The 18,716-nt window shown below is 68.9% G+C and carries 16 protein-coding genes; 6 read left to right on the top strand and 10 right to left on the bottom strand.

Annotated features, from left to right (window positions below):
- Positions 1-2: 2 nt before the first annotated feature.
- The 8 genes from ABZ911_RS03430 to ABZ911_RS03395 all read right to left on the bottom strand — a co-directional run bounded on the left by ABZ911_RS03430 (position 3) and on the right by ABZ911_RS03395 (position 8,905).
- Complete coding sequence (locus ABZ911_RS03430; protein WP_358051346.1) at positions 3-980, bottom strand: ABC transporter permease; 978 nt, start codon at positions 978-980, stop codon at positions 3-5.
- Between the two features lie 163 nt (positions 981-1,143).
- On the bottom strand, positions 1,144-2,862 hold the full coding sequence (gene treZ, locus ABZ911_RS03425; protein ID WP_358051343.1) for a malto-oligosyltrehalose trehalohydrolase: 1,719 nt from the start codon (positions 2,860-2,862) through the stop codon (positions 1,144-1,146).
- A complete protein-coding gene (gene treY, locus ABZ911_RS03420; RefSeq protein WP_358051340.1) occupies positions 2,852-5,014 on the bottom strand; it encodes a malto-oligosyltrehalose synthase in 2,163 nt (720 codons plus the stop codon). Before treY ends, treZ begins: the two co-directional genes overlap by 11 nt.
- Positions 5,007-7,112, bottom strand: coding sequence for a glycogen debranching protein GlgX (glgX, locus tag ABZ911_RS03415; protein WP_358051446.1), 2,106 nt, complete (start codon positions 7,110-7,112; stop codon positions 5,007-5,009). Before glgX ends, treY begins: the two co-directional genes overlap by 8 nt.
- A gap of 52 nt (positions 7,113-7,164) precedes the next feature.
- Positions 7,165-7,578, bottom strand: coding sequence for a histidine kinase (locus ABZ911_RS03410; RefSeq protein ID WP_358051337.1), 414 nt, complete (start codon positions 7,576-7,578; stop codon positions 7,165-7,167).
- Positions 7,579-7,617: 39 nt separating this feature from the next.
- Positions 7,618-8,019 (bottom strand): VOC family protein, encoded by a 402-nt coding sequence (locus tag ABZ911_RS03405; RefSeq protein WP_358051334.1) that lies wholly within the window; start codon positions 8,017-8,019, stop codon positions 7,618-7,620.
- A 62-nt stretch (positions 8,020-8,081) separates the two neighbouring features.
- Positions 8,082-8,630: a hypothetical protein gene (locus tag ABZ911_RS03400; protein WP_358051330.1), complete on the bottom strand. Its 549-nt coding sequence runs from the start codon at positions 8,628-8,630 to the stop codon at positions 8,082-8,084.
- Positions 8,627-8,905, bottom strand: a complete 279-nt coding sequence (locus ABZ911_RS03395) for a hypothetical protein (protein ID WP_358051327.1) — start codon at positions 8,903-8,905, stop codon at positions 8,627-8,629. The genes ABZ911_RS03400 and ABZ911_RS03395 overlap by 4 nt, the downstream gene beginning before the upstream one ends.
- Before the next feature lie 499 nt (positions 8,906-9,404).
- Between ABZ911_RS03395 and ABZ911_RS03390 the strand changes: the two genes are divergently transcribed.
- The 5 genes from ABZ911_RS03390 to ABZ911_RS03370 all read left to right on the top strand — a co-directional run bounded on the left by ABZ911_RS03390 (position 9,405) and on the right by ABZ911_RS03370 (position 12,009).
- Positions 9,405-10,244, top strand: coding sequence for a helix-turn-helix transcriptional regulator (locus ABZ911_RS03390; RefSeq protein WP_358051324.1), 840 nt, complete (start codon positions 9,405-9,407; stop codon positions 10,242-10,244).
- A 314-nt stretch (positions 10,245-10,558) separates the two neighbouring features.
- Positions 10,559-10,768 carry a DUF397 domain-containing protein gene (locus ABZ911_RS03385; protein ID WP_358051322.1) on the top strand — a complete coding sequence of 70 codons (210 nt, stop codon included), beginning with the start codon at positions 10,559-10,561 and terminating at the stop codon, positions 10,766-10,768.
- A 238-nt stretch (positions 10,769-11,006) separates the two neighbouring features.
- Positions 11,007-11,144, top strand: a complete 138-nt coding sequence (locus ABZ911_RS03380; protein WP_358051319.1) for a DUF397 domain-containing protein — start codon at positions 11,007-11,009, stop codon at positions 11,142-11,144.
- A gap of 51 nt (positions 11,145-11,195) precedes the next feature.
- Complete coding sequence (locus ABZ911_RS03375) at positions 11,196-11,438, top strand: MscL family protein (protein ID WP_358051317.1); 243 nt, start codon at positions 11,196-11,198, stop codon at positions 11,436-11,438.
- A complete protein-coding gene (locus tag ABZ911_RS03370; protein WP_358051314.1) occupies positions 11,428-12,009 on the top strand; it encodes a hypothetical protein in 582 nt (193 codons plus the stop codon). The genes ABZ911_RS03375 and ABZ911_RS03370 overlap by 11 nt, the downstream gene beginning before the upstream one ends.
- Positions 12,010-12,219: 210 nt before the next feature.
- Here ABZ911_RS03370 and ABZ911_RS03365 read toward each other — a convergent pair whose 3' ends face one another.
- A complete protein-coding gene (locus ABZ911_RS03365) occupies positions 12,220-13,131 on the bottom strand; it encodes a threonine/serine dehydratase (protein ID WP_358051311.1) in 912 nt (303 codons plus the stop codon).
- Positions 13,132-13,140: 9 nt separating this feature from the next.
- Positions 13,141-16,359 carry an NACHT domain-containing protein gene (locus ABZ911_RS03360; protein WP_358051308.1) on the bottom strand — a complete coding sequence of 1,073 codons (3,219 nt, stop codon included), beginning with the start codon at positions 16,357-16,359 and terminating at the stop codon, positions 13,141-13,143.
- A gap of 129 nt (positions 16,360-16,488) precedes the next feature.
- Here ABZ911_RS03360 and ABZ911_RS03355 point away from each other — a divergent pair, with 129 nt between their 5' ends.
- Positions 16,489-18,714 (top strand): immune inhibitor A domain-containing protein, encoded by a 2,226-nt coding sequence (locus ABZ911_RS03355; RefSeq protein WP_358051305.1) that lies wholly within the window; start codon positions 16,489-16,491, stop codon positions 18,712-18,714.
- The last annotated feature ends 2 nt before the right edge of the window (positions 18,715-18,716 follow it).

Genomic DNA, 18,716 nt, shown 5'->3' with positions numbered 1-18,716 from the left:
TGTCAGCTCACCCGAACCCTGGGGTCGAGGGCCGCGACGATCAGATCGGAGAGGAATCCGGCGACCAGCACGCAGACGGCCGCGAAGAGACTGACCGCGGCGACCGCGTTGGTGTCGTTGGCGTGGATCGACTCGACCAGCCAGGCGCCCATGCCGTGCCAGCCGAAGATCTTCTCGGTGAAGGTCGCGCCGGTCAGCATGGTGCCGAACGCGAAGGCGAAGTAGGTGGCGGCGGGCACCAGCGCGGTGCGCAGCGCGTGCTTGAACAGCGCCGTCCGGCGGCTGAGCCCCTTGGCCTGGGCGGTGCGGACGAAGTCCTGGCCCAGCACGTCGAGCATCATGTTGCGCTGGATCCGGCTGTAGAAGGCGATCTGCCCGAGACAGAGCGAGAGCGTCGGCAGGATCAGGTGGTTGAGCCGGTTGGCGAACTGGTCCCAGCCGCTGAGCGCCGGGTTGTACTCACCGGTGTACTCGATCAGCGTGCTGCCCGCGGCGTTGTTGAGCCCGGTGGCGGCCATGGTGAGCAGCGTCGCGATCACGAAGACCGGAATGGCCATGATGACGAAGGAGCCGACTCCGATCGCCCGGTCGCTGAATCTGTACTGCTTGACCGCGGCGTAGGCGCCGATCGCGACGCCCAGTGCCGAGCCCAGGACCGTGCCGATGAGCAGCAGCCGGAGGCTGACCCCGATCCGGCGGCCCATGACGTCGTTGATCGAGCCACCGCTCCAGGTCTTGCCGAAGTCGCCCTTGACGACGCCGGACACCCAGGTGCCGTACCGCTCAAGCACAGGGGTCTTGTCGTTGAGGTTGTACTGGTTCAGCGTGTTGTCGATCACGTGCGCGGGGACCGGGGGTTGTTTGCCCTGGTAGTTGGCCCGAGGGTTGAGACTCGACGCGGCTAGGAGGTAGGCCAGGCTGGCCGCGACGGCCACCAGGATCACACTCGTCGCCAACCTGCGCAGCAGGTACTTGCCCATCGCCCTCCGTCCGGACTGAACGGGGGCTGGACAGCCCTGTAACAGAGGTGCCCCCGCGCTTTTAGGTCGTCCGCATCATGAGAAAAGGACTTGACGCGAGAGTAACAACCAAGCGCAGAGTATCCAGGGCCGTGTAACGGTCAGCCAACATTGCCTATAACGGTCATGTCTCCGACCGGTAGATCACCAAGGCCTGACCAGGGATCCGCAAACCCTCCCGACCTGCGAAGACACCCTCATCAGAGGTGAGTAGGACACGCCCCCCAGGAAGGGTCAATGTCACAGAATCCGGACAGAAATTCGCGATAACGGACAGTGACGCCCGGTGCATGATCAACCACTGTGCGTCCTCGTCGAAGTCCACCCTGACCCGATCCGTCCGAGGGTCCGACAGCTCCGGCAAGGCTTTGCGGAGCGCGATCAGGTCGCGGTACCAGCCGAGCAGCGACCAGTGCGGCTCGTCCTTGAGCTCGCCCCAGTCGAGCTTGGACCGGGTGAAGGTGTCCGCCAGCGACGGGTCGGGCGCCAGCGCCGCCCAGTCGTAGCCGAACCCCTCGAACTCCCGCCGCCTGCGATCGGCCTCCCCCTCCCGCAACTCGGGCTCGACGTGGTCGGTGAAGAACAGGAACGGCGACCGCGCCCCCCACTCCTCCCCCATGAACAGCATCGGCGTGAACGGCGCGGTCAGCAGCAGGCCCGCGCCGAGGCGGAGCTGCGCGGGCGACAGCCGGTCGCCCGCCGCCCGGTTGCCGATCTGGTCGTGGTTCTGCAGGCAGCACACGAAACGGTGACCGGGCACCCCGTGCGCGGGCCGCCCGTGCGCCCGCCCGCGGAACGTCGAGAACTCGCCGTCATGGACGAACCCCGAGGTCAGCGCCTTGGCAAGGGTCTTCATCGAGCCGAAGTCCCCGTAGTAGCCGTGCCGCTCACCGGTGACCGCCGCGTGCAGGGCGTGATGCACGTCGTCGTTCCACTGCGCGGTCATGCCGAGCCCGCCCGCCTCCAGCGGAGTCACCACGCGGGGGTCGTTCAGGTCGGACTCGGCGATCAGCGACAGCGGCCGGCCGAGCGAGCAGGCCAGCGCGTCCACCTCCTCGGCCAGCTCGGCCAGCAGGTGTACGGCCCGCTTGTCGTGCAGCGCGTGCACGGCGTCCAGCCTGAGCCCGTCGACGTGGAAGTCGCGCAGCCACTGCACCGCGTTGTCGATCAGGTAGCGCCTGACCTCGTCGGACTCCGGCCCGTCGAGGTTGACCGCCTCGCCCCAGAAGCTGCCGCTGAACCCGGTGAGGTACGGCCCGAAGGGGTGCAGGAAGTTCCCCGAAGGCCCCAGATGGTTGTAGACGACGTCGAGGATGACGCCGATGCCCGCCCCGTGGCAGGCGTCGACGAACTCCTTCAGCCCGTCGGGCCCGCCGTAGGTCTCGTTGACCGCGTACAGGTCGACCCCGTCGTACCCCCAGTTGCGCATCCCGGGCACCGGGGCCACCGGCATGACCTCCACGAAGTCGACGCACAGCTCCACCAGGTGGTCCAGCCGCTCGATCGCCGCGGTGAAGGTGCCCGCCTCGGTGAAGGTGCCGATGTGCAGCTCGTAGACGACCGAGCCGCGCAGGTCACGGCCCGTCCAGTCGTGGTCGGCCCAAGTGAAGCGGTCGTGGTCGTACAGCCGGCTCGGCCCGAAGACGCCCTCGGGCTGGCGCCGTGACCGCGGATCCGGGTAGGGTCCGGCGCCGTCGACCACGAACCCGTAGTCGGTGCCGTGCCCCGCCTCGGGCACATCCGCCGACCACCAGCCCCGCGCCCGTCCCGCCAGGGGGTGGCGGGATCCGGCGATCTCCACGAAGACGGACGTGGCCCTGGGTGCCCAGACCTCAAAGATCATGTCTCTCCACGAGTGCGACGGGGTGACGGCCCAGCAGGTGGGCCAGCGGGATACGGCCGGTGTAGAGGTCTCCTGTCAGCAGGTCGCGCCAGTGGCCGGGCGGCAGGGTCAGCGCGGTGGCGTGCCAGCCGCCGCGGCGGGCCAGCCGTACCGGAAGGCGGGTGGCGACGGCCACCGCGGCGCTCTGCCCGCGCTCCCCGACCGGCCCCCGGGCGAAGGCGACGGCGTGCTCGGCCGCGTCGCCCTCGGCCCGCAGCGGCGTGTACGGCGCGGCCGGCCCCAACCGCCGCCGCAGCCGCAACGCCTGGGTGGTGACCAGCAGCTTGGCCGCGTCCCATGGCCCCTCGGGCGTGCGCGGGAAGGTGACGGGCCGCCGGTTGTCCGGGTCGACCAGCGAGAAGTCGGTCGTCTCGTTGCCCTGGTAGACGTCGGGCACGCCGGGCATCATGAGCTGCACCAGCTTCTGGCTCAGCGAGTTCGACCGCGCGTAGCGCTCGATGTGCTCGGTGAAGCGGCCCACGGGCTGCTCGACCGCCTTGCGCGCGAACTCGCGCAGGCCCTGCTCGTAGACCGGGTCGGGGGCGACCCACGAGGTACGCGTCTTGGCCTCGCGGGCCGCCTTGAGCAGGTACCCGGCCAGCCGTTCGGCCGGCAACGGCCAGGCGGCCATCAGGTTCTGCCAGGCCAGGTAGTCCAGGTGCGGGTCGAAGCGCACCTCGCGCGACCAGCCGCGCACCGCCTCCTCCCACGCCTCGGGCAGCTCGCTCAGCACGGCGAGCCGAGCCCGCACGTCCTCCGACCGCTTGGTGTCGTGGGTGGACAGCGTGGTCATCGCGTACGGCGGCAGCTCCGCGCAGAAGGCGTGGAACTCGGCCGTTGAGCGCCCGAAACGGTCGGGTTCGCCGCCGACCTCGTTCAGGCAGGCCAGCGGGAACCAGCGGTACAGGGCGGTGTCCTCCACGCCCTTGGCCATGACCGGGCCGCAGGTCTGCTGGAAGCGGGTGATCACTTCGGCGGAGCCGTACAGGGCCTGGTCGGCCAGGGGGCGCACGGCCGGGGAGCAGCGCGCGGCGGCCCGCTCGACGATCTCGACGGACTCGGGCGGCGGCGGCTCGCCGGGCACCACGTACGCGCGGTAGACCGGCATGGCGGTCAGCATCTCGGCGACGGCGGCCGGTTCGCAGTCCGCCGCCCGCGCCAGCCTGCCGATCTCGGCGCCGAAGAACAGCTCCAGCACGTCCCGCTTGGCGCGCAGCGCCACCCGCTCGTAGTCGGCGGGCATGCCGGTCAGCCGGGTGAACAGCTCGACCAGCCGGTCCTTGCCCGCCGGGTCGACGAACAGGCCGGTGATCCGGTTGAGCACGTCGTAGCCGGTGGTGCCGTCGCACGGCCAGTCCGCGGGCAGGCGCTCCTCGCCGATGAGGATCTTCTCCACCACCGTCCAGACGCCGCCGGTCCGGGCGCGCAGCCGTTCCAGGTAGCCGCGCGGGTCGGCCAGGCCGTCCGGGTGGTCGATCCGCAGCCCTTCGACCAGCCCCTCATCGAGCAGCCAGAAGATCACCTCGTGGGTGGCGAACAGCACCGCCGGGTCCTCCACCCGCAGCCCGATCAGCGAGGAAACGTCGAAGAAGCGCCGGTAGCCCGGCCCCTCCCGCCAGTCGACCAGCCGGTAGTGTCCCGGCAGCGGGAACTCGTGATCGTGGTAGCGCAGCACGTCCCCGTCGGCGACCGGCGCCACGGAGTCACCGAGCACCGGCATCGCCACCGCGCCGTCCACCCAGTCGATGTCGAACCAGCTCGCGTACGGCGAGGCGACCCCCTCCCCGAGCACCGACCAGAGCGGCGCGTTCCCCGACTCGGGCACCGGCACGGTCATGTGGTTCGGCACCACGTCCACGACGAGGGCCAGGTCGTGCGCGGCCAGCCGTTCGGCCATCTCCCTGAACCCCTTGGCGCCGCCGAACTCCTCCCGGATGCGCGAGTGGTCGGTGACGTCGTAGCCGTGCCGCGAGCCGGGCACCGCCTGCAAGATCGGCGACAGGTACACGTGGCTGACACCCAGGTCCCGCAGGTACTCGGCGAGGGCGGCCACCTGGGCGAACCCGAAGTCGGGAGTGAGCTGCAGGCGGTAGGTGGAGGTCGGCCTAGACACGGCGCAGCACCCGCACCGAGCGGCCCGTCACCGGCACCCCCTCACCCGCCCTGCGGATCCGGTTGTCCAGGATGATCGGCATCGCGGTGTCGATCTCGGTCAGCCACATCTCGCCGTAGTCCTTCGGAACGGTGAACCTGATGGTCTCGTGGTGGGCGTTGAACAGCAGCAGGAACGACTCCCCGGTGATGCGCCGGCCGCGCCGGTCCGGCTCGGTGATCGCCTCGCCGTTCAGGAAGACGGCCAGCGACCTGGCGTAGCCGACGTTCCAGTCGCTGTCCCCCATCTCCTCCCCGGAGGGGGTGAGCCAGGCGATGTCGCTGAGCGCGCCGCGCGGGCCGCGGACCGGTCTGCCGTAGAAGAACCTGCGGCGTCTGAAGACCGGGTGGTCGCGGCGCAGCTTGGCCAGGCGTTCGGTGAACTCCAGCAGCAACCAGTTCTCCCGCACGTCCGACCAGTCCACCCAGGAGATCTCGTTGTCCTGGCAGTAGGCGTTGTTGTTGCCGCCCTGGGTGCGGCCGAGCTCGTCGCCGTGGGAGAGCATCGGCACGCCCTGCGACAGGAACAGCGTGGTCAGGAAGTTGCGTTTCTGCTGCTCGCGCAGCGACTCGACGACCAGGTTGGCCGGGCCCTCCTCGCCGCAGTTCCACGAGCGGTTGTCGTCGGTGCCGTCCCGGCCGCCCTCGCCGTTGGCCTCGTTGTGCTTGTCGTTGTAGGAGACCAGGTCCCGCAGGGTGAAGCCGTCGTGGCAGGTGACGAAGTTGATCGAGGCGGCGGGGCGGCGGCTGTCGTCCTGGTACAGGTCGCTCGACCCGGTCAGCCGCGACCCGAACTCCGGCAGCGTCGCCGGCTCGCCCCGCCACAGGTCCCGGATCGTGTCGCGGTACTGGCCGTTCCACTCGGTCCACCGGGACGGGAAGTTGCCCACCTGGTAGCCGCCGGGCCCGACGTCCCACGGCTCGGCGATCAACTTGACCTGCGACAGCACCGGGTCCTGCTGGACCAGGTCGAAGAAGGCGCTCAGCCGGTCCACCTCGTGCAGCTCGCGGGCCAGCGTGGAGGCGAGGTCGAAGCGGAATCCGTCCACGTGCATGTCGATGACCCAGTAGCGGAGCGAATCCATGATCATCTGTAGGACGTGCGGCGAGCGCATGAACAGGCTGTTGCCGGTGCCCGTGGTGTCCATGTAGTAGCGCTTGTCGTTCTCGGCCAGCCGGTAGTAACTCCGGTTGTCGATGCCGCGCATGCTGAGCGTCGGCCCCAGATGGTTGCCCTCGGCGGTGTGGTTGTAGACCACGTCGAGGATGACCTCGATGCCCGCCTCGTGCAACGCCCTGACCATCGCCTTGAACTCCAGCACCTGCCCGCCGCGCTGCCCCTGGCTGGAGTAGCGGTTGTGCGGGGCGAAGAACCCGATCGAGTTGTAGCCCCAGTAGTTCGACAGCCCCCGATCCTCCAGCACCTGGTCGGTGACGAACTGGTGCACCGGCATCAACTCGATCGCGGTCACCCCGATCCGGGTCAGATGATCGATGATCTCCGGGTGCCCGAGCGCGGCGTAGGTGCCCGCGATCCGCTCAGGGATCTTCGGGTGAGCGATGGTGAGGCCCCGCACGTGCGCCTCGTAGATGACGGTGTCGTGGTACGGCGTGGCGGGCGGCCGATCGTGCCCCCAGCCGAAGAACGGGTTGATGACCACCGACCTCGGCACATAGGGGGCCGAGTCCTTGTCGTTGCGGGTCTCGGGGGCGCCGAAGCGGTAGCCGTAGACCGCCTCGTCCCAGCGGACGCCCCCCTCGATCGCCTTGGCGTACGGGTCGAGCAGCAGTTTGGCCGGGTTGCAGCGCAGGCCGCGCCCGGGGTCGTAGGGGCCGTGGACGCGGTAGCCGTACCGCTGGCCGGGGCCGACGCCCGGCAGGTAGCCGTGCCAGACGAATCCCTCGATCTCGGTCAGGCTCACCCGCGTCTCGGCGTCGTCGTCATCGAAGAGGCACAGCTCGACGCTGTCGGCCGCCTCGGTGAAGAGCGCGAAGTTCGTGCCCGCGCCGTCGTACGTCGCCCCCAGCGGGTAGGGGTCTCCCGGCCACATCTCCACCATGGGGTGGTTCATTGCCCCATGTTCGCCCACACATGCCCGCCTGCCCAGCCCTCTAGTCAAGGAGTCCCGCCTCGCAGGCGCAGATGACCAGGTGAACGCGGGTGCGCACGTTGGCCCCGTGCCCGTACGCCCGGGGCACGGCGGCCCGGCCGCCATCGGTCACCTCGACGCCCCCACCGTCGCCGACCACCCTGACCCGCCCCGCGCCCGCGTGCTTCAGCACGTCGGTCAGCGCCTCCTGGACGATCCTGTACACCGTCAGCCCCACCTCGCCCACATGCCCGGCCACCCCCGCCCGCACCGCGATGGTACTTAGGCTGTACCCGATGGCGTCGTGCAACTCGCGCGCGATCCGCAGCCGTTCCTCGGCCGCCTGCCGCCGCGTCCGCTCCTCCGCGGGCGCGGGCAGCCGCTCGGCGTAGAGCCTGCGCTCGCGCATCATCGTGCCCGCCGCAGTCCCCTCCACCAGGCCGTACACCCTGGCGGCCGTGGCCGTCCGCGTCGGCTACGCGGTGCTGCCGCTCGCGCTCGCGGTCGGCGTGGAGACGTCCACCAGCAGGCCGTTCGGGTCCAGCATCAGGCAACTGCGCTGGCCGTAGAACTGGTCGCGCGGCGGGGCCACGATCGTGACCCCCTTCTCGGCCGCCCGCGCGTGAACCGCGTCCACGTCGTCCACGATGACCGTCAGGATCATCCCCCGGGGGTCACGGTCGCGGTACGCCTCGGGGATCAGCTCGTGATCGCGCCGCCACACCGCGACCTCCCGTTTCACGTCTCCGGGCGCCGACAGCTGGACGAACCAGTCCTCGTCGAAGTTGACCTGGAAGCCGAGCACGCCGACGAAGAAGTCGCGGGTCTCTGGCAGGCGGTCGGACAGGATGTTGGGAAGAACCCGATCGATGGCCATGCCGTCCCTGTATCCGCGAACAGCCGCCTCTAACGGGCAGGCCGTCAGAGGCGGCTTCATCTTCAGCTCATTCCGGCCCGCGCGGGCCAGGGAGTTTCCTGGGGGGCCGGGTGCCGGAAGGTGCCGGCCTGCCGTACCACTTCCAGCAGCACCCGGTGCGGGCTGCGCGGATGCGGGTGGACGATCACCTCGGAGGCCCAGCAGGCTCGCGCGATGATCTCACTTCCCGCCTCCAGGTCGGCGGTGGTGATCCCGGCCCGGCACCACAGCCAGACGCGCTCCCCGAACGGCGCCGGCGCGCACCAGAGGACCGGCGGGATCTTCCCTCTGCGGTTGACGATGTACGCCTCGACGCAGCCGACCCGGATCCGGTGCGCGGTGGCCACGCAGCGGATCCGGCCCCACACCCCCGACCGGGCACTCGGCCAGAGGACGGCGACGAGGGGGATCGCACCCACCGCGAGCGACATCGAGCCGAACGCCTGGAAGGCGAACACGCAGGCGAGCGGCAGCCCGAGCTCGTACCGCCACCGCCAGAGCACGACCAGCGGATTCGGCCTGACCATCGGGGTGGTGGCCCGGTGCAGGTCCCGGAGCAGACGGTGCGTCATGGCCGCGCCCTTCCCGACCCCAGACAGGAGAGGCACGGCCCCCTGCTGGTGACGCCCTCGCCGGCGCAGACGCCGCAGGCGGACAGGGTGTCGAAGCGCGGGTTGCGGTAGACCCGGATGAGCGGCGCGGGGCGGCGGACCTGCCAGCCCTGGACGCGGGCCTGGGCGTCGAGCTTGGCGAAGGCCCAGTCGTCGAGGATGTCGAGAAGCGTAACCATCAGGCGACGGACCGGCGATCTGGGGGCCGCCTTGACGGTCAGGTTGGTAAACTCCATGGTGGATCTTCCTTTTGCTCTGGCAGCAGTGGGCGATCGTGCGGCTGGGTCGATGCGGCTACATCGGCCCAGCTCCGTGTCTGGCTGATCTTCCCGGCCGAGCCCGGATCTTCTTCCGGCATCAGTCCTCCCTTATCGCTTACCGGGCTTTTACCCGTGTTCCTTGCCAAACCAGACATGCCACTGGCAATTGCCATAGGAATGTGTCTCTGGCGGCTACCTCGCTGAAGCGTGCGCAGCGCCTAGCGTCGGGAAGAGGATCCCGCGTGCTTCCCAAAGGAGTGAGGCCATGGCCGGAGCCCGTACCACCGGTGAGGGCGGCCGCCAGACGCAGGCCGGCGGCAGCGCGCCCGGCGGGACCGACGGAAAGATCCTTCTGGTGAGCCGTTCGCGCGGCGGGACGCGCCCGAACCACCGGTATTCGCCTGATTCATCGAGCGGCAAGACGGTCCGGAATCTGAGCCAATCTCATACCATCGCTGCGAGGAGGTGAGCGCCCATGGCCGGTGCCAACCTGACCGTCCAAGGCAGACAACTCGCCCGGCGACTACGCGAACTCCGCCTGGATACCGGCATGGACATCGCCGAGACCGCCAAGCGACTGCTGTGCTCACCAGCAAAGATCAGCCGTATCGAGACCGCGCAGCGTCCCGCGTCCCTCAGGGACGTCCGCGACCTCTGCCGCCTGTACGGTCTCGACGAGTCGCAGACCGAGGACATGATGCGGCTGGCCAAGGACGCCCAGAAGCAGGACTGGTGGCAGGCCTACGACGATCCCGACTTCCGCCCCTACCTGAGCCTGGAGTCCGAGGCCACGTCGATCACCGAGTACGAGACGACGACGATTCCCGGCCTCTTCCAGACCGAGGAATACGCCCGTGCCGTCATTCGCGGCTGGCTTCCCGACATCATGGACGACATTCTCCAAGAGCGCGTGCAGGCGAGAACGAAGCGCCAGGAGAGGCTGCACGGCGCGAACCCGCCGCTTTACCGGGCACTGCTCGACGAATCGGTGTTACATCGCCATGTCGGCGGCCGCGAGGTCATGCGGCGGCAACTCGAGCAGGTGGTCAAGCTCGCGCAGCTGCGACACGTCACGGTACAGGTGATCCCGTTCACGGTCGGCGCGCACATGGGCTTCAACAGCGCTTTCCAGTTCCTGGAGTTCGATTCCGAACTTGGGCCGGTCGTCGGCCTGGAGACCTTGATGGGCCATTTCTTCCTGGAGAAACCCAAAGATATCAAGCGCTTTCTTGAGGCCATCTCCCACTCGTCGGCGGTCGCCATGAGCCCGGCTGAATCCATCGCCAAGATAGAAGCGGTAAGCCGCACTTTCTGAAGGAGACCCGCCCCGGGACAGGGCGATGATCACCGCGCGTGATCAATGGGCCACTGATCGACTCGGGAGTCAGGATAGAATTGTCGAGTTTCATATGGAATGGCACGTTTAGCGCCAAAAAGGGATTTCAAAGCCTTAGGTACATCCGTGCGCCTTTACTAGATCATCGCGCACTTTAAGGCGTCACATGAGGATCTGGAATTGCTAGCCACCTTTATTTGGCGCTACCATGCGTAGTCAGTCGACGTCGTCGACTGACTACGCTCTCCCGAGCGCTGATCTGGGCTTTCGCGTGCCCTTTTTCAGGAGGATCAATGGTGCCCGAATCGCTGGAACTGGGACATCCCGACTGGCGCAAATCGAGTCGATGCAATACCGGCAACTGCGTCGAGGTCGCCGCCCTCACCAGCGATACGATAGGCATCAGGGATAACAAGCTGCCCGCGTCCCCCATTCTAGCTTTTTCGCACACAGAATGGAATGATTTTGTGTCCGCGATAAAGAGCGGCAGCCACGGTCTTTGATTCTTCGCGAATAGGGTTCCGCAGACAACGGAACCCTATTTTCGGGCACGCTTTAACTCCCACCGGACACTGCAGTATCGTGCGCCCCAGCCATGCCTTGATGACCTTGCTCGCAGGTTAACATTACTCTGCGCCACGTCCTCAAGAAGCGACGATCTGGAGGCAGTGAATGGATCCGTTACCGGATCTCCGTGATCTGACATGGCGTTCTTCCCCTCGCTGCAACAACGGCAACTGCGTGGAAATCGCCACGCTGCCCGGTCAGGTCCTGGTACGCGACGGCAAGCACCCCGACGGTCCGGTGCTCTCCTTCACCCCCTCCGAGTGGACGACCTTCCTGTACAGCGCCAAGATCGGTCACTTCGATCTCGAATGACGCGACAGGCCGGAGGGTTTGGCCACCGCGCTCTCGGCTACCTGCGATCCCATGGGCGGATTCAAGAAGTTCATCCTGCGGGGGAACATCGTCGAGCTTGCGGTCGCGGTCATCGTGGGGGCGACCTTCAGTGGCCTCGTACAGGCGCTGATCGCTGATCTGATCACGCCGTTGATCGGGGCGATCACCGGCGAGCGGCAGCGCCTGTCACGGCCACGAGGTCATCGGTCGGCTCTGGCGCGGCACCAGCGGGGCAGCCCGTCGGGTACGGGAGAATCCGGGGATGAGTGTTGAGCTAATGGTGTGGCGGGAGGGCGAGCCGGTCTCCAAGGAGACGGCGGCGTCCACGTACCGGGCCGCGCGGGGGACGGTGCCGGACGATTCCGCGGACGCGGGTGTGCGGGCGCTGGCCGACCAGCTCCCCGACCTGGTCATCACCTTCCCCGCGCACGCGCTGGTCGTCATGGACCCCGAGGAGATGGACGACGTCTCCAACCGGGTGTTCGCGCTGGCCCGCGAGCACGGCCTGACCGTCTACGACCCGCAGCGCGACCTGGTGCACAACACGGCGCCCCGCTGCGCGGACCCCACCACCCAGTTGCACACGGGCGACGGCATGATCGTCGTCAACCCCGACCTGGGTCTCGTCCACGACGTCCTCGGCACCCTCTCACCCCAGAACCCCTTCGCCGCCCTGGTCACCTTCGGCAGCCACTTCATCCAGGTCTCCCCGGGCTACGAACTGGAGTACAAGGAGGGCGCCCTCCGCCACACCCTGGTCGAGGACCTCTCCGAGGTACGGCAGGCCTTCCACGAGTACGCCACAGGCGACCGCGCCTTCCTCGACCGGCACACCTGGACTTGACATCCTCCACCCGCCTGAAGTGAAGGCGGGGGATTCCAACGGCGACTACCCCACGGGGAGGAGGTCGTGTTGAGGTTCACGGTTCGCGGGAAGGCCGGTGTTCGGCGACCTCGGCGCCCATCAGCGGCTTCACCTCGTCGCCGCCCGGCAGTTCGACTGCGGCATCACCGCGCTGCACTTCGAGCCGAAGCGCCCCTGAACAAGGGGCGGCTACATGACCTCGCGGAAGAGGGCGGGGTCGACGTTGCCGCCTGACAGGATCGCGACCGTGCGGCCCTGGGGGACGCGGCCCGCGAGGTAGGCGGCGGTGGCGGTGGCGCCGCTGGGTTCGGCGATCAGGTGGGCTCTGTGCGCCAGGTGCCGCATCGCCTCGCGGATCTCCTGCTCGCTCACGGTGACGATGCCGTCGAGGTGTTCGCGCAGGTGGGTGAAGGTCAGCTCGGACAGGTCGGCGCGCAGGCCGTCCGCGATGGTACGGAAGGTCAGGGCGGGGTCCCAGGAGATCGGGCGGCCCGCCGCCAGGCTCTCGGCCGCGTCGGCGGCCAGCTCGGGTTCCACGCCGACGACCTTGACGTTCGGGGCGAGCGCCTTGACGGCCGCACTGATGCCGGAGGCCAGGCCGCCGCCGCTCACCGGGACCAGCACGACCTCGACGTCCGGCAGATCGGCGATGATCTCCAGCCCGATGGTGCCCTGCCCCGCGATCACCGCCGGATGGTCGTACGGCGGGACCAGCGTCAGCCCGCGCTCCTCGGCCAGCCGCTCGGCGGTGGAGAGCCGTTCGGCGGCCGGCGCGACGACCAGCTCGGCGCCGAAGCCGAGGATGGCGTCGGCCTTCACCTGCGGCGTCCCCTCGGGGACGACGACCACGCAGGGCACACCGAAACTCGCGGCGGCGTAGGCGAGGGCCTGACCGTGGTTGCCCGAGGAGTGGGTGACCACTCCGGTCGGACGCAGGTCGGCGACGGCGTTGTACGCGCCACGGATCTTGAACGAGCCGACCCGCTGGAGGCTCTCGGGCTTGATCCAGAGGGTGTCGACGGGGACGAGCGGGGTGCGCACCACGACGGGCGCGACCCGCTCGGCTGCGGCCCGGATGTCGTCGATCGTCACCAGGTCCATGGCCTTCTCCTATCGCCGTATCAGCCGGTCACCGAGCAGGTGTCCGTTGGTGACATCCTGGCCGACACCGATGTGAACGGTCAGCTCTTTGTTCTCCGCGAGCGGCGCGAGGTCGATCCCGGGGGCGACGTTCTCGATGAACAATTCCCCGAGCCGGGGATGTCCAGCCAGGGGACGCAGGTCCGACAGCCGGGCACAGCCATCGAGCCGGAGGAGCCACAGTTCGTTCATAGAGCTCACCGGCCGCAGGTCACTCACCTGGGTGTGGGCGAGGTCGAGCACGTGGAGGGCGCTCTCCCGCAACGGCGTAATGTCGCGCAGGCCAGCCCACTGGACCCGAAGCTCCTCGAGTTCGGGGGCTCTGGCCAGGAGTCCACCGAGATCCTGCGCCAGTGGGGACTTGGACAGCCGAAGTGTCCTGAGCTGGAGGAGAGGGGGCAGGTCCTCCCAGGCGTTGAGGTGGACGGCTCCATACAGATTCAGGCTTCGAATTTCTCGCAGTGATCGAAGAGGTGTCCAGTCCGTCACCGTTTCCAACCTGTGCATCGAGAGTCGCCTCAGATCCGGCATGTCGCCCAGGAAGGCTATGTCGGTGTGGGAGGGCGGAAGGCGCACAGTCAACGCTTTGAGCGTTCGCAAGCGCCATATCCCACGGAGGATCTCCGGGGCGACCTCGGTCGGCAGGAAGTCCACTTCCCGCAGACTCTGACGGTGGGCGAGCAAGGGTTCGAGGTCTGCGACAGATAGATTCGACACGGTGACGTGCTGCAGAGACTCGAGCAGTGTCAGGGCGTTGTACTGACTTTCGTGAAGCACCTCAAGAGCCAGGTCTGATGGCCAGTGACACAAGACACGCGCAGCGAACTCTCGAGCGTCGAAATACCGCCACGCCCGGTTCAACTCATGCGGGCTGATCGCCGAGCCTTCTCCCCCGACGTAAAACCGTGCTTGGTTCAGCGTGTCCATAATGCCCGTTCCGGGGTCCGCGGCGTATCCCGCCAATCGATCGAGCGCACGCGGACCGTTGACCATCCAGGCGGTCCTGACGATCGCGACCACGGCCTCGGCCGAGAGCCCTTCGAGACTGTCCGGCAGCCGGTCGAGCACCACCTCCCCCGCCATGGCCAGCACCTGCGCATGAGCCGGGTCCTTGGGCGGGACCAGTTCGTCCAGGCAGGCATCCACCCGTTCGCGTAAGCCGTACGGGACCGATGGCATGGTTTCCAGGCAGGCGATCACCAGGAGTTTGAGGCGGGTGGCGTGCTCGGGCTCGGTTGAGGCGCGGGTCAGGAGGCCGTCCAGGAGTTCCTCGCGCAGGGGGGCGTTCGCGTGGCCGGCGGCCATGACGACCACCTCGCGCCACTGGTCCAGGTGCGCGTGGGCGATGAGCGGCTCCATGTCGCCGTCCTCGGCGGCGGCCCTGGCGGTGAGGTACTCCTGCACCGTCCTGTGCACGAAGTCGATCCGGCCGACCACCGGCTCCCGCAGCACCCCGCTGCGGTGCAGCAGGTAGTCGAGCACCTTCGACGCGGACACGGTGACCCGGGGCATGGCGGCGACCACCTTCGCCACGCTCGCCAGCGCCGCCTGCCTGCCCAGTTCCACCCGGTCCGTGACCGACAACCGCCAGGCCAGCTCCTGAAGGATCTGTACCTTCTGCGCCCGCTCCAGATCCACCTCCGCGTACGCCGGAATCGCCCGCTCGGCGTCCCGCCGCTCCAGCAGCAGCTCCAGCACCGCCCCGTACAGCCCCATCCGGTCCCGGGGCAGCCGCGTCTCACGGTCGAGGTTGAGCGCGCACAGCATGGAGGCGAGCAGCGGGGTGGTGGCCAGCGCGCGCAGGTGGGCGGCGCCCTCCAGCCGGGCCAGCAGCGCGGCCTCGTAGGCGGGCAGCCGCGACGGCGGGCAGGGCAGGTCGGGGCTGTGCCGTACGGCCGCGTGCCAGTGCTCGATCAGCGCCCGTGTGTCCATGGGGGACATGGGTTCCAGGTGGGCGGCGGCGAACCCCAGGTCCCGCAACCAGGCCGAGTCCGCCGCCGAGGGCCGCGCGGTGACCACGACCTTCACCCGGGGGAACTCCGCCAGCATCCCCCGCAGCCAGGTCTTGACGGCCTCCCGCCGCGCCCCGGTGAGCTCGTCCACGCCGTCGACGAGCAGCAGCGCCCGCCCCGAAGCCAGCCGCCGATGCGCCCATCCTCTGGGCATCAGTCCGGCGAGCGGATCGGCGACCCCGTCCAGCAGCCGCTCGGGCCTGGGCAGGTCCCGGTCGGCGTGACTGCGCAGCTTGACGAGGTACGGCACACAGCCGTTCCAGTCGTCCAGCTCCTCCTCGAACCCGCCCCGAGCCGCGGTGATCGCCAACCACCGCAGCAGCGTGCTCTTCCCGCCGCCCGCCTCCCCCCGCACCAGCATCCGCCCGCCCTGCCCGAGCGCGCTCTCCACCCGCACGGTCTCAACCCGCGTGCTCCCGCCCCCGGCCTCGCCCGCCTCCCACCGGTCGCGGGCAGCGGCCGAGACCGACAGGCTGACGTAGGCGACGCTCAGCGTGGTGCGCGGCCGGAACCGCTCCACCCTGACCCCGAGCAGGTCGAGCGTGTCGAGGGTACGGCTGACGTGATCGAGGTAGCGCCGGGTGAACTCCTCGTCCTGCCCGGTCCCCTCCGGCGCGGCCAGGGTGCGCATCGGCAGCCGGTCCAGCACGACCGCGACCTGCTCCCCCACTCCTGACAGCCGCGCCAGCATCTCGGCGGCGGCCCGAGGCTGGAACTCCGGCAGGTGCCGCACGATCCGCACCAGGCAGTCACAGCACTCGTCCACCACCGCCTCGTACAACCTGAGCTCGGCCTCCCCCAGATCCCGGGGTGGTGCGGGCATCGAGCGGGCCAGCTTGACCGGGTCGGCGTCGGCCGCCAGCAGCGCCGCGTCCGACAGGTCCGCGCGCGACAGGGTGTGCACGACCTCGGCCAGTACGACCTGCCGCGCGTCGTCGTCGAGCCCCGGGTACTCGTGAGCGCACAGCTTCAGCACCCTGGCCGTGACCGAATCGGCGATGTCCTCGATCTGCCGCTCGGCCTTGCGCCGCACCAACTGGTCGGGAAATCGCGCCCGCATGAGCTCGATGAGCGGTTTGTCGCGACTCTCCCCCGCCGCCCGAGCGGCCAGCCAGGTCCGTACGGCCCGCTCCCCGACCGCCTTCCCCGCCGCCAGCGCCGCCACCTCAACCGCCACCGCGCCTCCAGCCTCCATCACGCACCCGGCCCAAAAATCGCACACGACCGGCAGCACGGCCACCATCTGGAACGGTTGGATGGAAAAGAGATCTAGATCTGACGCATGACATTTGACATATTACTGTTCATGCGACTCCCCTCCTTAGTGGCCGCCGCCCTGACGGCGGCGGTACTCATCCCCCTCCCCGCCTCGGCCGAACCGGCGACAGCGCCCCCGGTCAAGCCGTCGAGCCGGGACGTCACCCCCCTCAGCCCGATGCAGCAGGAACAGGCGAGTCTGCGCCGCCAAGCGCTCGAAGACAGCCTGCGAGGCGGCCCGCAGGCCAAGGCGCGCGGCGGCGGGCGCTCGGTCAAGGTCGGCAACCGGTACGTCGAGCTGGCCCAGGAGCGCAAGGACCGCCTGTTCGTGGTGCTGGCCGAGTTCGGCGACCAGGTCGACAACGAGACGATGATCGACGGCCAGATCAAGTACGGCGGCCAGCCCGGCCCGCGCCACAACCAGATCGCCGACCCCCGGGGCACCGACGACAACCACACCCTCTGGCGCAAGGACTTCAACCAGCGATATTACGAAAAGTCGTACTTCGGGAAGGGGAATTCGCTCAAGGAGTACTACCGGGTCCAGTCGTCGGGGCGGTACGACATGGAGGGGTACGTCTCCGACTGGGTGCGCGTGCCGTACAACGAGGCTCGGTATGGCAGTGACCGGTGCGCGCCCGAGGAGGGTGGCATCTGCTGGAACAACTGGGACCTGGTGAAGGACTCGGCCAACGCCTGGTTCGCGGCGGAGAAGGCCAAGGGGCGCAGCACCGAGCAGATCAGGCGGGAACTGCTGAGCTACGACGTGTGGGACCGATACGACCATGACAACGACGGGAATTTCGACGAGCCCGACGGCTACCTCGACCACTACCAGGTCGTCCACGCGGGAGTGGACGAGACCTGGGGCGGCGGCGCGCAGGGAGCCGACGCGGTGTGGGCGCACCGCTACTTCGCCTACTGGAACCAGCGCGGCCAGGCGGGCCCGGAGGGCAACAGGAACGGCGGCACCCAGATCGGCGACACCGGCATCTGGGTCGGCGACTACCTGACCGCGGGCGAGAACAGCGGCGTCGGCCTGACCGCCCACGAGTTCGGGCACGACCTCGGCCTGCCCGACCTGTACGCGGGCGAGGGCGAGAACGCGGTCAACTACTGGTCGCTGATGTCGTCGGCCTCCTACCTGAGCTCGAAGCGCGGCCCGCTCGGCGAGTGGCCCGGCGACCTGGACGCGTGGAGCAAGCTGCAGCTCGGCTGGCTGTCCTACGACCGGGCCAAGGCGGGCACGGCCTCGCGGCACACGCTCGGCGTCAGCTCCTACAACACCGACGACCCGCAGGCGCTGCTGGTCGACCTGCCGCCGAGGCGGGTGGAGACGCCGCTGGCCAAGCCGTACTCGGGCGCCTGGCAGTGGTGGAGTGGCAAGGGCGACAACCTCAACCAGACGCTGACCCGCGAGATCGACCTGACCGGGGTGAGCGCCGCCACGCTGACCGCCCGCGCCTGGTACCGCATCGAGCAGGACTTCGACTACGCCTACGCCGAGGTGTCGCTGGACGGCAACACCTGGACGCAGGTCGGCAGCCTCACCGGGGCGGCCGACTGGGCGCCGCTCAGCTACTCGCTGGACGCCTACGCGGGTAAGAAGATCCAGTTCAGGTTCCGCTACTGGACCGACACGAACACGCAGGAGAACGGCTTCCAGGTCGACGACGTCGCGGTGGACGGCGTGTTCACCGACGACGTGGAGCAGGGCGAGGGCGAGTGGACCGCGGTGGGCTTCACCAGGAGCGGCGAGGTGGGCGTCAAGGACCACCCGCGCGCCTACCTGGCCGAGAACCGCCGCTACACGGGCTACAACGCCTACCTGAAGACCGGGCCGTACAACTTCGGCTGGACCGGCAGCCAGAAGGTCGAGCACTACCCGTACCAGGAGGGCGTGCTGATCTGGCTGTGGGACTCCTTCCACACCGACAACACCACCAGGAACCACCCGGGTGAGGGCCTGATCCTGCCGGTCGACGCCCGTCCCGCGCCGCTGCGCTGGGCGGACGGCTCGCTGGTGAACGGCAGGGCGCAGGTGTTCGACGCGCCGTTCGGGCTGTCCAGGACCGACCGGGTGACGCTGCACCGGGCAGGCGCCCGCACGGTCTTCCCCGCCCGCCCGGGCGTGGCCGCCTTCGACGACCACAGCGGCGTCTACTGGGACGCGGCCCTGCCCGAACTCGGGGTGAAGGTCCCCGACACCGGCACGCGCATCGAGGTCCGCCGCGAGGGCAAGCGCGCGACCCTGGAGGTGCGCCCCACATCCTGACC

This window comes from Nonomuraea sp. NPDC046570, from assembly GCF_040645915.1.
Classification (GTDB): domain Bacteria; phylum Actinomycetota; class Actinomycetes; order Streptosporangiales; family Streptosporangiaceae; genus Nonomuraea.
This window is presented reverse-complemented; position numbering and strand designations above follow the sequence as displayed.

Coding starts and splice junctions, on each gene's coding strand:
- ABZ911_RS03355 (WP_358051305.1), top strand. CDS start 16,489: ATGCGACTCCCCTCCTTAGTGGCCGCCGCCCTGACGGCGGCGGTACTC.
- treZ (WP_358051343.1), bottom strand. CDS start 2,862: ATGATCTTTGAGGTCTGGGCACCCAGGGCCACGTCCGTCTTCGTGGAG.
- ABZ911_RS03375 (WP_358051317.1), top strand. CDS start 11,196: ATGGGCGGATTCAAGAAGTTCATCCTGCGGGGGAACATCGTCGAGCTT.
- ABZ911_RS03405 (WP_358051334.1), bottom strand. CDS start 8,019: ATGGCCATCGATCGGGTTCTTCCCAACATCCTGTCCGACCGCCTGCCA.
- ABZ911_RS03390 (WP_358051324.1), top strand. CDS start 9,405: ATGGCCGGTGCCAACCTGACCGTCCAAGGCAGACAACTCGCCCGGCGA.
- ABZ911_RS03365 (WP_358051311.1), bottom strand. CDS start 13,131: ATGGACCTGGTGACGATCGACGACATCCGGGCCGCAGCCGAGCGGGTC.
- ABZ911_RS03400 (WP_358051330.1), bottom strand. CDS start 8,630: ATGACGCACCGTCTGCTCCGGGACCTGCACCGGGCCACCACCCCGATG.
- ABZ911_RS03430 (WP_358051346.1), bottom strand. CDS start 980: ATGGGCAAGTACCTGCTGCGCAGGTTGGCGACGAGTGTGATCCTGGTG.
- ABZ911_RS03370 (WP_358051314.1), top strand. CDS start 11,428: ATGAGTGTTGAGCTAATGGTGTGGCGGGAGGGCGAGCCGGTCTCCAAG.
- ABZ911_RS03385 (WP_358051322.1), top strand. CDS start 10,559: ATGGTGCCCGAATCGCTGGAACTGGGACATCCCGACTGGCGCAAATCG.
- glgX (WP_358051446.1), bottom strand. CDS start 7,112: ATGGTGGAGATGTGGCCGGGAGACCCCTACCCGCTGGGGGCGACGTAC.
- ABZ911_RS03395 (WP_358051327.1), bottom strand. CDS start 8,905: ATGGAGTTTACCAACCTGACCGTCAAGGCGGCCCCCAGATCGCCGGTC.